The sequence below is a fragment of the Mangrovibacterium lignilyticum genome, from assembly GCF_010882175.1.
Lineage (GTDB): Bacteria > Bacteroidota > Bacteroidia > Bacteroidales > Prolixibacteraceae > Mangrovibacterium > Mangrovibacterium lignilyticum.
In genome coordinates, this window is record NZ_WKLH01000002.1 from 972,016 (window position 1) to 985,194 (window position 13,179).

At 42.0% G+C, this 13,179-nt stretch carries 10 protein-coding genes; 2 read left to right on the top strand and 8 right to left on the bottom strand.

Translation table 11 applies throughout. The annotated features are described in order from the left end of the window. Positions 1 to 27: 27 nt before the first annotated feature. The 3 genes from GJV22_RS11130 to GJV22_RS11140 form a co-directional block, all read right to left on the bottom strand. Complete coding sequence (locus GJV22_RS11130) at positions 28 to 714, bottom strand: hypothetical protein (protein ID WP_163713063.1); 687 nt, start codon at positions 712 to 714, stop codon at positions 28 to 30. A gap of 96 nt (positions 715 to 810) precedes the next feature. Then, a complete protein-coding gene (locus GJV22_RS11135) occupies positions 811 to 1,416 on the bottom strand; it encodes an FMN-dependent NADH-azoreductase (RefSeq protein ID WP_163713066.1) in 606 nt (201 codons plus the stop codon). A 273-nt stretch (positions 1,417 to 1,689) separates the two neighbouring features. Then, entirely contained in the window at positions 1,690 to 2,253 is a 564-nt protein-coding gene (locus GJV22_RS11140) for a Crp/Fnr family transcriptional regulator (protein WP_163713069.1), read from the bottom strand. 492 nt (positions 2,254 to 2,745) lie between these two features. Here GJV22_RS11140 and GJV22_RS11145 point away from each other — a divergent pair, with 492 nt between their 5' ends. Beyond that, on the top strand, positions 2,746 to 4,323 hold the full coding sequence (locus tag GJV22_RS11145) for a GH39 family glycosyl hydrolase (RefSeq protein ID WP_163713072.1): 1,578 nt from the start codon (positions 2,746 to 2,748) through the stop codon (positions 4,321 to 4,323). 50 nt (positions 4,324 to 4,373) lie between these two features. Then, positions 4,374 to 5,879 (top strand): family 43 glycosylhydrolase, encoded by a 1,506-nt coding sequence (locus GJV22_RS11150; protein WP_163713074.1) that lies wholly within the window; start codon positions 4,374 to 4,376, stop codon positions 5,877 to 5,879. A 108-nt stretch (positions 5,880 to 5,987) separates the two neighbouring features. Here GJV22_RS11150 and GJV22_RS11155 read toward each other — a convergent pair whose 3' ends face one another. The 5 genes from GJV22_RS11155 to GJV22_RS11175 form a co-directional block, all read right to left on the bottom strand. After that, complete coding sequence (locus GJV22_RS11155; RefSeq protein ID WP_163713077.1) at positions 5,988 to 6,143, bottom strand: hypothetical protein; 156 nt, start codon at positions 6,141 to 6,143, stop codon at positions 5,988 to 5,990. A 206-nt stretch (positions 6,144 to 6,349) separates the two neighbouring features. After that, positions 6,350 to 7,867: a RagB/SusD family nutrient uptake outer membrane protein gene (locus GJV22_RS11160; RefSeq protein ID WP_163713078.1), complete on the bottom strand. Its 1,518-nt coding sequence runs from the start codon at positions 7,865 to 7,867 to the stop codon at positions 6,350 to 6,352. Between the two features lie 21 nt (positions 7,868 to 7,888). Next, positions 7,889 to 11,185: a TonB-dependent receptor gene (locus GJV22_RS11165; protein WP_238480314.1), complete on the bottom strand. Its 3,297-nt coding sequence runs from the start codon at positions 11,183 to 11,185 to the stop codon at positions 7,889 to 7,891. Positions 11,186 to 11,325: 140 nt separating this feature from the next. Continuing rightward, entirely contained in the window at positions 11,326 to 12,318 is a 993-nt protein-coding gene (locus GJV22_RS11170) for a FecR family protein (protein ID WP_163713084.1), read from the bottom strand. A gap of 77 nt (positions 12,319 to 12,395) precedes the next feature. Next, positions 12,396 to 12,995, bottom strand: coding sequence for an RNA polymerase sigma-70 factor (locus tag GJV22_RS11175; protein WP_163713088.1), 600 nt, complete (start codon positions 12,993 to 12,995; stop codon positions 12,396 to 12,398). Positions 12,996 to 13,179 lie beyond the last annotated feature (184 nt).

Consider the following 13,179-nt stretch of genomic DNA (forward strand, 5'->3'; position numbering starts at 1 on the left):
AACAAGATGAAATAGATCAACTCAGGACTAGTTTAAGATCGTACTGATAAAAATTCCCCACTGGTGATTCTCAATTTTCATCGGACCATTCCCGTACCAGTCGTAGTTCAGCGCAGCTCCAAACGAAACGGTTTTATAGCTCACTCCCAGGCGACTGTATAAAAAGCTACGATCGTGTTTCCCGGTTTCTGTCAGGTGACTATACAAGCCCTGTGCACGTGTGTATAACGACCAGGCATCCTTTAATTGAGGGCGATATTCGACGATTGCCAATGATTCGAAATTATGAGTTGCTGTTAAATGGAATCCCGAACTCAATACGCCCATAAAAGTGCGACTGTGATAGCCATACTGGGCACCGGCATAAGGTCGGAATCCCCAATTTGAATTGAACAGCGCACCACCGACAACACTTACATTCTTCACCACATCGTACTTTAATACCGCCATGTTTATTGACTCTCTCAAGAAGTCCTCGTTGTCGTAATCTGCTTTCAAAAACGACAATCCGAAAAGGCCAAATTTGTTAATCCCGACAAACTTTTTATCGACAATTAACTGCGATGTAAAACCATCCTTTCCCAGAAATACCTCGAAAGGAATTGGAGCCGAAGGTGCAGCCGGTGCTTCTGCCTCCTGCGCATAAACCGGCTTCGGGGAGAACGCGGCCAAAGCCATCAGTAAAACCACTGCTATTTTAATTTTCTTTTTCATTTTTCTTTGATTTAAATTCATGATTTCAAAATTGGAGCGCAAACAAGTCCTTCTTATTCAGGCAGGAACGATCTCACCCCATCTGGCCATAGCTTCTCAAAAGGTTAATGCAACCTCTTGTGCCTTGCCGACAGCATCAGTCAAGAGTTTTTCAGTGTCTTCTGTGAAAATGTCCAGGCGATCAGCCGCAATGGTTGTATAATCGGTAATGCCCATGAATCCGAAAATGTTACGCAAATACTTATCGGCCATCTCGATCGATTCAACCGGTGCTGAAGAATAGTCGCCCCCGCGTGTAATGATATTGACGGCCTTTTTATTTTGGCATAAGCCCACCGGTCCTTTTTCGGTGTAAGTGAAAGTGATACCACCAACAGCCACATAATCGATGTAAGCTTTCAGAATAGCCGGAATACCGAGGTTCCAGATTGGCTCGGCAACAACATACTTGTCAGCATCCATAAATTCGTAGGCAAATTTCAAGACCGGATGATTTCTGTCCTGGTTTTGCACGGCCTGCCGCAATTCCATCATCTTACCTTTTGGCAGGAATTGTAAACCCGCGTCGTACAAATCAAGCTCTACCACCTCGTCGCCGGGATTGTTTGCCTTGTAGGTTTCGATAAAACTGTCGGATATCCGGAACGTTCTTGACTCCCCTTCTGCTTTTGCATTCGTCTTGATGTACAATACTTTACTCATTTTCTGTTTTTTTTTTCTGTTCTGCACTTGTTTAACTTTCAACTCAGCCCTGAGGCTTTTTACAATCTTGTCCTGCGTGTCTGTATGAATCCGGAGACGGATCCGTCAACGCATAGCAAACCCATTTAAAGCCCGATTTTTTTTTTTTTTTAGCTTTATGGTCATGACGTCATAAAGGCGCCTTTTTATGACAATCGATATAGTTTATTGAAAAAGATTGTGATACAAATGTAGATTCCTGGTTGCGGAATTCTTTTTACAAATGTTAAAAAGTTACTTTTTAGATCTGATCCGGCTGAGAGATACCTGGGAGATCCCCAGAAAAGCGGCTGTATCGCCTAAGCTGATTCGCTGTTGCAGATGTCCGTATTCCCTTAAAAACTTGGTATAGCGCCCAGTGGCATCAAGATAAAGCAGCCCTTTAAGATTGGAGATGGCCGTGTAGGCAACAATAGAGACAAATTTCCGGGCAAAGGTTTCAAACGAATGATGCCGTTGACAAAGCCCTTCGAAATCGTCATACTCCAGGTGAATAATTGTTGTATCCTCCAAGGCCAGGGTGGAATATTCAGCAGGCGAATCATTGAAGAAGCTATCGGTAGCAATGAAAAAATGATCTTCTTCGAAGAAGCGAAAAACATACTGGTTGCCATCATGATAGTAAAAATGTTTGGCCAGACCGGATTCGATGAAAAAAAGATTTTTACAAACCTTCCCTTCCTGGTGGATTAATTCCCCTTTACGGTAAGAAGTTGTGTGGAGGCAATTCACCAATTCTTCAGTTGCTTTATCTGACAAAGCTGAAATATGATTTACTTTTTCGATAAACGCTTGCATTGATTAAATCTTGAATAAATTTCCTCAGAAGACCTTACCGTACTTTGTAAGTAAGAGGACCTCCGAGCCGTTGAATATAGTTAATATCTTCCTTTTGCCGAAAATTGGAAACCATTGCGCGGTGTAAAACACATTTCGATTTCTTGTGGACAGGTTTGTCGTCTTTAATTATCTTAAGGCCTCCAAATAAAATAGTCGATCTCCACCGATGAAAAAATCGGTTTTAAAGACCGTCCATGCAATCAACTGAGTTTTCAAAAGTGAATTAAACACAAGTCCCTAAGCATACCGGAACTGTCAGCTGCAATAGGCTAATTTGATAACAAAAGGTGTTCATTTTCGACAAGACAGGCAATCATGAACTTTTTGCAAAAGGTTTAGCCGTTTTTGTCAAGGAAAAATTCACTCAAAAAACTATTCTTGTATGCGGCATCTTCCAATACCTGCAGTTTCTTATTTTTAGAATCAATAAACAACCAAACTAAACAAAGTATGAAAATATCATCTGTTGTTTTTTGCCTCGCCATATTCCTGTCAATGCAGAGCGTCCTCGCTCAAAGCAATTCGGGGGAACGGCTTATCTCGGTAAATCTGCAAAACGAAAAAGGCCCGATGAACACCATGTTCAAGGAGTGCATTGGTGCCGGCCGCGCCAACGAAGGCTTACGGGCCGATTGGCAGCAACAATTGGAAATAGTCAAACAGGATTGTGATTTCAAATACATTCGTATGCACGGTTTGCTAACCGACGATATGGCTGTTTACAAAGAAGATCGCCAGGGAAACCCCGTATATAATTTTCAATACATCGATGTGTTGTACGATTACATCCTGGAAATTGGGATGAAGCCTTTTGTAGAACTCGGTTTTATGCCGAATGCACTGGCTAGCGGCGACCAAACCATTTTCTGGTGGCGCGGCAACGTGACGCCTCCCAAAGATTACAACAAATGGGAAGCGCTGATCCGCAACCTGGTTCAACACTGGACCGACCGTTACGGCGAAGAAGAAGTTAAAACCTGGTACTTCGAAGTCTGGAACGAGCCAAACCTCTCTCCCGGCTTCTGGACCGGTACACAGGACGAATATTTTAAACTGTATCAATACGCGGCACAAGGTGTTAAGGCCGTCAATCCGGCCTATAAAGTTGGTGGACCAGCAACAGCCGGAGCTGCCTGGGTACCCGAGACCATCGCATTCTGCGAAAAGAACAACGTGCCCATTGATTTTATCAGCACGCACTCCTACGGGGTAGATGTCGGCTTTTTAGATGAATTTGGAGGTACGGGCACACGTCTAAGTGCAAACGACCGGGCAGTCAGCCAGGATGTCATTAACTCCAGAAAACAGATCACGGAATCGACTAAACCGCAACTCGAATTACACTATACAGAGTGGAGTTCTTCGTACACACCGGCCGATCCCATTCACGACAGCTATCACGAAGCGGCCTATATTCTAAACAAGATTAAGCAAATAGGCGATGCAGCTACTTCCATGTCGTACTGGGTATTCACCGATATCTTCGAGGAACCGGGCCCACGCTTTACGCCCTTCCACGGTGGCTTCGGACTAATGAATACGCAAGGCATTAAAAAGCCGGCCTATCAAGCCTACGCGCTCCTGAACAAACTAGGCGATACCGAATTGGCAAATACCGACGATAAATCGTGGGCTTGCAAAAACGAACAGGGTAATTTCCAGCTTTTGCTTTGGGATTACACTTATACCCTGCCCGACGACTCAATTAACAACCAGGATTACTACATTCGGAATTTACCAGCGAAAAGCAAAGGTTCGTGTCGTGTCTCCATTTCCGGTGTTCCGCAAGGAAACTACCAGCTTGAGGTCTACCAGGTTGGTTACATGCACAATGATCCATATAGTCTTTACGACCAATTGGGTAAGCCCAGTCAACTGAGCAAGCAACAGGTTGAATTTCTAAAAGAAAGCAGCAACGGAATGCCTGAAAAATCAGAATTAGTGAAAGTGAAGGCTGACGGCAGCTTCGAGCGGGAAATTCCACTCCATGAAAACGATGTGTATCTGCTTCGCTTTAGAAAGTTGTAATCTAAAACTCAACAATCGTATCTACTTCAAATAAAGTCAAGATCAAAAATATGAAAGCTCTTTTTACCATCCTTTTAGCTTGTTTGGGGCTAATTGCCAACGCACAAAGTACATCAGGGAAAGTCCCGACCAACACCTACTCGAACCCGATTTTCGCCGGCGATTACCCGGACCCGAGTATTCTGCGCGATGGCGATGATTTTTATATCGTCCATTCGTCGTTTGAATACTACCCGGGCTTGCTGATCTGGCATTCGACTGATTTAATCAACTGGACTCCGGTAGCCAATGCTCTAAACACCTATGTTGGTTCCGTTTGGGCTCCCGATTTGGTCAAATATGACGGTAAGTACTACATCTACTTCCCGGCCGATAACACGAACTATGTGATTACGGCCGACAACATTGAAGGTCCGTGGAGCGAACCGGCAGAGCTAAAAGTTACGATGATTGACCCAGGCCATGTGGTTGATGAAAAAGGCAACCGCTACCTGTATTTCAGCAGTGGCAGTTATGTGCCGTTGTCGAAAGACGGGCTTTCAATCGCCGGAGATATTCAACACAGCTACGATGGCTGGGAAATTCCGCGCGACTGGTCGATCGAATGTTTTTGTATGGAAGGACCCAAATTGATGAAGCGGGGGGATTATTACTATCTCACCGTTGCCGAAGGCGGAACAGCCGGACCACCAACTGGTCACATGGTTATTTCGGCCCGCTCTAAATCGCCACTCGGTCCGTGGGAGAACTCCCCTTTCAATCCCATTCTGAGGGCCGAATCGAATAAGGAGCGCTGGTGCTCCGTTGGACACGGAACGGTGTTCGACGATGGCAAAGGAAACTGGTATATGTTGTTCCATGGTTACGAAAACGGCCACTACAACATGGGACGCCAAACCATGTTGGTCCCGGTCGAATGGACAGAAGATGGCTGGTACAAAATTCCGGACGATATTGATATTGCCAAGCCAATTAAACTGTCTGACGGTGAGCAAGTCGTACAAAGTCGCTACCCTCTAAGCGACCAGTTTGACGACAATACCCTAAACCCGCAATGGAAATTCTTTGGCGGATACGATGAAGGCCGCTTCACATTGACCGATAACAGCATCACCATTGAAGGACAGGGCCATGCAATTGCCGACTGTTCCCCTATGCTCTGCATCCCAACCGACCATTCCTATACGGCCGAGGTAGAACTGGAAATTGAAGGTGATGCTATTGGCGGGTTGGCTATGTTCTACAACCGGCAAGCTTCATCGGGCGTTTTAGCCGACAGCAAAAATATCCTGACAAACATCAAAGGATGGCAATTTGTGACCGAAAAAGACGTGATCGACCACCATGTTTTCCTCCGCATTCAGAATGTCGATAACGTCGTGAACATGTATTACAGTCTAGACGGCGAAAACTGGACCCAAACTGAGAACTCTCTTGAAGTATCAGGATTCCATCACAACGTTCTTGGCGGATTCCTAAGTTTACGAATCGGGCTGTGCGCTATTGGCAATGGAAAAGTCACTTTCAAAAACTTTGTCTATAAGCCCATCCGTTAGACATTTTATAAACGAACAAGAACAAATTAAAAAAATATGCCCTATTGACAATTGCCTCGAAGCTGCGTCAATAGGGCAAAATTATCGGAATTTAAACGAACATATTAACTATAGTCCGAGCGTATTCTCGCCTGCTTTTAAGGGATAGCTTTTACCTTCCCAAACAAAGGTTCCACTTACACCATCAGGCAAGTTGATTTCGGCCTCCAGACCTTTTTTTGAGTTGCTATAGGCTACTGAAATAGAGCCGTTCGGATGAGGCATTTCTCCTTCAATTTCTAGATTACTCGCCTATCGATTTTTAATTTTTAAAAGCCCTCCCGGACCTTTCTGTTAACAATGATAAAAAGGGATTACCCTATCTACTTTTTTGATTATTCAAATTGAAACAAAAAAGGAGATGCGAACAGATAAGTTCACATCCCCAATTATTATACTAAACAAAACGTTACTTATTTGTCTCATTTAGGCTATTTCCATACATCACTCTGAGTCATATTTGGATTATTATTCAATTCGTTTTCTGGAATTGGGTAATATTCAAATTTTGAAGTATAGTTCTGATAGCCCAACTGTTGCGCATTTTTAATCGTTGATTCCAATAATCCCCAACGACGTAAATCGTAGAAATGCAATCCTTCGCGAGCAAATTCCAGGTTTCTTTGGCGACGAATCTCCTGCATCATCTCATCCTGTGAATACTGCGTCATTTCGCTTAGCTTATTACTCAAGTTAGCCCGTTCGCGAATACGATGAACCAGCGGAGCTGCTCCAGCAACATCACCGGTCATGGTGTAGGCTTCGGCCAACATTAAAAGCACATCGGCATACCGGATACCATACTCATTTAGCTCCGACTTCCATTCGCCTTCGTTGGCATCCCACCAATTTTGGTTTTTACGAAGCCAAACCTCATCTCCAAAGGTTGCGCCAAAATCCAGCTGATAGTACATACTTCCCGGATAATCCCAAGCAATAGTCGCCAAAGCTCTGGGATCAACTTCGCCGTCCGCTGTAGGCTCGACCAGAAATGAATCGCGTAAAACTTTTGAGGGTTGCATCTCAAACCAACCTCCCACTTCGCCCGGAGCACATTCCTGGGCAATAAAGGTCGTTTGCGGTTTATCAACTTCATTGCCGGCCCAAATACTTGTACCGCCAATGTTACTGTATTGAATTTCAAATACCCCTTCGACGCCATTTTCGTGTTGTCCATCAAACAATTCAGCATAGTTCTGCTGTAATCCGTAACCAAAATCATCCTCATTATCTACGATCTGCTCAAGCATGATAATGGTACTGTCGTAATCAGCCTGGTACAAATATGATCGTCCCAAGTAAGCCAAAGCAGCACCACGAGTAGCACGTCCTTTCTCTGCAGATTCTCTTGTATTCGGCAAATATTCGGCACCTGCCTTGAAATCCTTTATCGTCTGATTCCATACCTGTTCCATACTTGATTTTTCTTTAAAGTAGTCACCTGAGCTCTCTGCGACAGCTGTTGTTACAGGAACTGCGCCGAAATCGGTTACCAAAAAGAAATAATTCAATCCGCGTAGAAAATAGGCCTCTGCCAAAAGTTTATTCTGCTCGTTGGTATCAATTCCTTCAATTGCTCCACCATACTGAATAATTTGGTTTGCCCTGAAAATACCGACGTATGCACCTTTATACAAATTAGCGGCGTAGTCGTTACTAAAGGTATTCTGGAATACTGAAATCTCGTAACGAGCACGAACATCATTTCGCTCAATAAAATTTTCAGTTTTCGACTCCATTAATTGCCAATTAACCGTACCATAATGCCCATTATAGTCATCAGTAATGGCATTATATCCCGTAGCTAAAGCAGATTCAATATCACCTGCGCTCTTCCAAAACTCAGTGGTTGTAATCTGGTTTGGATCTGATTCATCCAGAAAAGAGTCTGAACACGAACTCAAAATGAGGATGAATAAAATGATAGTTGGAAAATATTTAAGTTTCATATTATCTGGTTATTTATGGTCTTAAAAATTCATCTGTAATCCAATATGATAAGATCTATTTAAAGGGTACTGTCTGAAATCGATACCTCTTGCGGAAATAGAACTGTTACCAATATCCGGGTTATACCCTTTATAGTCGGTCCAGGTAACCAGGTTATTTGCTCCAATATAGAAGCGACAATTCTCGAAAGCAATCCGTTTGGTCCAACTGTCAGGTAAGGTAAATCCAATTTGAATTGTTTTGATCCTCAAATAAGATCCATCTTCCAGGAAACGATCACTGTTATCAACTCCATTACCATTTGCATCATTCATGTCTAAACGAGGGATATCTGAAGATGTATCAAACGAGTATGAATTTAACAGATCGGTGGAGTATTCGCAGGTGTAAATCGCAGACTCGGTGTAGGTACGAATACCATTATAAATTTTATTCCCATGTGTTCCCTGCAGGTAAACACTGGCATCGATAAACTTCCAGGCTCCTTCCAGTCTCAATCCGTATTCATATTTAGGGAACGGGCTGCCAGAGTATACACGGTCATTTCCGTCTATTTGTCCATCATCATTCGCATCAACAAAACGGATATCTCCAACCTGTGCATTCGGCTGAATCAGCTCACCATCCTTACTATGCGCCTGAATTTCATCTTCTGATCTAAATAAGCCATCCGTTTTAATCAGGAAAAATGAATAGACCGGATAACCAACTTTGGTATAAGTAACTGCCGATCCGCCATGAGTAGCACCACTCCCCGTTAACACCTGTGAACCAGTCGACAATTCCATCACTTCGTTCTTGATATGAGATAAAGTACCGGTAACCGAGAATTTGAAATCTTTAATATTACCGTTATAGTTTAACATCATCTCGAACCCCTTATTTTTAATTTCTCCGGCATTGCTATACGGGTTTTGATTAGCCCCTGCCGACAATGGAATAGGAACTCTTAATAACAAGTCTGTTGTTTTCTTTTGGAATACGTCTAATGTATAATTTATTTTTCCGTTCAAAAACCCGAGATCTAACCCGGCATTCGTTGTAGTCGTGGTTTCCCATTTGAGATTGGTTGGCACATATTCTGTTTGAATATTACCCACCCAAAGCGTATTCGGATCACCCGAGGCATAGCTAACTCCTGAAGTAATCGCACCTGCATACTGATAATCTCCAATCTCCTGGTTTCCTAGTTTTCCATAACTAGCCCGAACCTTCATCTGAGAAATTGTCCGATTCATGTTTTCAAAGAAACGCTCGTTAGCAACATTCCAGGCCCCTGATATCGATGGGAAATTACCCCATCTCTTTGTGTCACTAAAGCGGGAAGATCCATCCCGGCGAAATGTTCCGGTAAAGATATAGCGGTTGTCGTATGAATAAATCACACGTCCCAAATAAGACAACATGGTATTTGTAGAAGCTGTTCCTCCTGATGTTGGCGAATCAGAGCCTGCGTTCAACGCCCAGATTCCGTCGGCCATTCCCTTTTTGGAAGCAGAGAAAGAATCGTACTTATTCTTATAAGTTGTGTAACCGACAACTGCATTTACCGAATGTTTACCAAACTCATTCGCGTAAGACAAGGTATTTTCAATTTGCCAGTATTTCGTCATTGCACTGCTTCTATAGGCATAGTTTTGTGTGTTTGAGAAAAACGTTCCGACCTGGTAAGCAGCTTCCTTGCTATCGTTTTTGTGTTCGTTCAAGGTTACACCGGTACTCAACCGATACTTAAGACCATCCATTATTTCGATTTCTCCGTAAAGGTTGATCAATGCCTTGTAATAGTCACTTTGACTACTCTTAAGATTTAATGCAGCTACCGGGTTGAAAACATCAAGCACTGCTCCGGAAGCACCTCCGTAACCACCTATGGCGTCTTCGTTTTTAACTGAAAAGCCGGGAATCATCATAACTGTTGCACCAACAACATTTCCTCCCTGTCCGCCAACACCAGGCATATCGTGCACTGTTTCCTGTGTTAAAAGGATAGATTCTCCAACTTTCACTTTCCCTTTTTGGAACTCTGATTTTAATCGCATATTCAGGCGACTATAATCTGTTTTGTCAACAATCCCGTCCTGATCCAGGTAACCGAGCGAAAAATTGTATTTCAGATTATCAGAACCACCGGATGCACCGACGCTATAATTTTGCACCATGGCATTTCGATATACTTCATCTTGCCAATCGACTCCTGTCCCCGGTTCTTCCGGATTCAAAGCAATGTCAGGAACACTGTTTCCAGCAGCTGTTGCAGCTTCTGTTATAATCTTTGTCCATTGTTCAGTAGTAGCCAGATCCAAGGTTTTGCCTACTTCCTGCATGCCGAAATCAACCGAAGCGGTAATCTTTACTGCACCTTTTTTACCGCTCTTAGTTGTAATCAAAACAACACCATTTGCTGCACGCGAACCATAAATAGCTGCAGCGGAGGCATCTTTAAGGACCTGAATCGATTCAATATCGTTCGGATTGATATTGTTCATCGAACTCACCGCAATATCGTCAACCAGAATCAATGGATTATTATTATTAAGCGATCCGGCCCCCCTAATTTGAAGGTTCATTCCGGCACCTGGGGCACCACCGGCTGATTCAACTGAAACACCTGCTATTTTCCCTTGAATTGCAGTTCCCAAATTACTATTGGTTTGCTGATCCAACTGATTGGCTTTAACGACTCCTACAGAACCGGTTAAATCGCTCTTTTTGACAGTACCGTATCCAATTGCTACAACTTCTTCCAAGCCAATTGTTTCATCCTGAAGAACGACATCAATAGTCGACTTTCCAGCAACAGCAATTTCCTGCGAACTCATTCCAACAAATGAAAAAACCAATATGGCATCACCGGGAATGTTATTAATTACATAATTTCCATCGAAATCAGTAATTGTCCCGTGGGATGTTCCTTTTAACACAACGGTTACACCAGGCAACGGATTTCCGGATGAATCGGAAACAGCTCCCTTAACGGACAAGGTTTGTTGCAATCTCGCCTCCTGATCAACCTCCGATTTCGGAAAAATCACAATGTTACGATCGACTACTTTGAATGTTAGTTCTGTTCCTTCTAATAATTCACCGACCAAATCATCAATATCTTCATCGACAACTTCAATTGCCTGATGTCTTACGTCTTTAATTTGTTCATTCTGGTAGAAAAAGCGATATTCAGTCACCTCTTCTATTTCTCCGAGAATTACACTCAAGGAATTATTCTCAAGCTTCATGGTCACTTTTGAATTTTGAGAATACACAGAAGCATTTGCATGAAGCAAACACAGTAACAAGAAACAGGTTGTTAGTTTCATAATTCTAAAAATTTTCAACCACCTTGACCTGAGCAAAGCAGTTGATAGTTCGATTTTTTCCATAATTTAGCTAGGATTTTTTGTTACTAAATCAAATTGACTTCGGGTGGTATTTCGTTGGCGCGGGTACCACCCTTTTTTTATTTTCTGGTTATTATTACTTTGTTTTTTTCGATTTTATATTTCACAGGCATCGTTAAACTCATAAATTCCAACACATTGCGAAGGCTTAAATTATCGAGCTGCCCCGTATAGTGGATATTTTTGAAATCATCCGGGTTATACTCAAAACTCACCCCGTAATATTTCTCCAGTCGCAGTACAATTTCCTGAAATGACTCATTATTAAATAGTAACACGCCATCTACCCAGAGTATATCATCTTTCACTGAGGCTTTCTCTTTTACAATATCCTTAGTCTTCGCATTGAAAGTGATCTTTTCACCAGGGATGATTTCCATATCTGCCTCATGATTCCTGGTCTGAACCGAAATTTTTCCCTCCAAAAGAGACGCTTCTTTCATTTCTGATTCCGGATAATTAGAAACATTAAATTTTGTTCCTAATACCCGGATATTCCAACCTCCCAACTTCACGACAAACGGATGATCTTTTGAATGAGCAACTTCAAAATAAGCCTCACCACTGAGCGTCACGATTCGGTTATTGCGATCCGTAGAATACTCAAGTTCAGTGTCTGAATTAATCCAAACACTCGTACCATCAGGTAACTTAACTTTGCTCTTCTGTCCCGGAAGAGTTGATATAACAAATTGATTGTTTGTCAACGGGTAGTTTCGCTGACCAAGGAAATAGGCTGTTACAGACACAACCGACAAAACAATCAAAAGAACAGCTGCAATTCTTTTGAAATTCAAATTGATTGTTCTAAGCTTATTGAGCGACTTGCCAGTGGAGGTTTCGTTTGTGCGTATTAGCAATCTGCCTTTCGCCGATTCCATTCTTTCTGCTTGTTCCGAATTCTCCGGGCTATCCCAATATTGCTTAAGCAAATTCAAAAATGATTGGTTCTCCGGGGAATTGTCCTCCCATTGTTTCAACAAGCGTCTTTCCTCTTCAGATTCAGCACGCATAAGATATCTTCCTATAATTTCAGCCAACTTTTTCTCCATATCGGGATGCTCATTTATTAATAAGACTAAGCATTGGCTGATATTCCCCAAAAGAATATCCTTTTATTTTCTAAAATTTAGTTCGCGCTAAAAAGAAGAGCCAACAGGCTAATTGATTTTGCCGGGCTACAGAGGTCTATATTCAATCGATCAGCAATTTTACGAACAGCAATAGCAATCTGATTATCAACCGTTTTGACAGAAATACCAAGAATATCTGCCACTTCATTTCGATTTAATCCATCCTCCCTGATCAACTTGAAAATTATTTTACATTTTTCAGGTAAGCTTTTAACAGCCTCATTAAAATCCTGAAACATTTCTTCTTCAATAAGCTCATTTTCTGCTGACAACTGATAGTCTGATAAAGAAACAGACGCGCTATCAAAAATTTCGAAGACAACCTTCTTCTTTGCTCTTATTGCAGTAATTGCACTATTTCGTACAGCAATATACATGTAAGCTTTAATATTTGTAATCCTCGCCAAATCCTCTCTCTTTCCCCATAGTTTCATAAAAACATCCAGGACAATTTCTTCAGCCAGCAATTCTGATTTTACGATTGTCATCGCAAACTGAAAAAGCCTGTTAAAATAATGTTCAAAAAGTTGCGCGAATGAATCCTGATCTTTTCTAACGACAAATTTTTCAAATATATTTTTCCCTATTTCGTCCAATGTCCGGAATTTTAAGTTGAGGTCTCTGTTTATAAGTCACCATTTTCAAAGCCTAAAATTATCCGGCTTTTGAACTATTCTCGTTAAGTACTTTTTCACAATAAAATTATTTCAATTTTCTTATTAACCAAAACAATTCTATAAATCATAAAACGGGCTCATTTTCGTCCAGTAAAAATATTGT

Excerpts from the sequence above, each read along its gene's own strand:
- GJV22_RS11160 (WP_163713078.1), bottom strand. The coding sequence starts at position 7,867 with ATGAAACTTAAATATTTTCCAACTATCATTTTATTCATCCTCATTTTG.
- GJV22_RS11135 (WP_163713066.1), bottom strand. The coding sequence starts at position 1,416 with ATGAGTAAAGTATTGTACATCAAGACGAATGCAAAAGCAGAAGGGGAG.
- GJV22_RS11145 (WP_163713072.1), top strand. The coding sequence starts at position 2,746 with ATGAAAATATCATCTGTTGTTTTTTGCCTCGCCATATTCCTGTCAATG.
- GJV22_RS11130 (WP_163713063.1), bottom strand. The coding sequence starts at position 714 with ATGAAAAAGAAAATTAAAATAGCAGTGGTTTTACTGATGGCTTTGGCC.
- GJV22_RS11170 (WP_163713084.1), bottom strand. The coding sequence starts at position 12,318 with ATGGAGAAAAAGTTGGCTGAAATTATAGGAAGATATCTTATGCGTGCT.
- GJV22_RS11150 (WP_163713074.1), top strand. The coding sequence starts at position 4,374 with ATGAAAGCTCTTTTTACCATCCTTTTAGCTTGTTTGGGGCTAATTGCC.
- GJV22_RS11165 (WP_238480314.1), bottom strand. The coding sequence starts at position 11,185 with ATGAAACTAACAACCTGTTTCTTGTTACTGTGTTTGCTTCATGCAAAT.
- GJV22_RS11140 (WP_163713069.1), bottom strand. The coding sequence starts at position 2,253 with ATGCAAGCGTTTATCGAAAAAGTAAATCATATTTCAGCTTTGTCAGAT.
- GJV22_RS11155 (WP_163713077.1), bottom strand. The coding sequence starts at position 6,143 with ATGCCTCATCCGAACGGCTCTATTTCAGTAGCCTATAGCAACTCAAAA.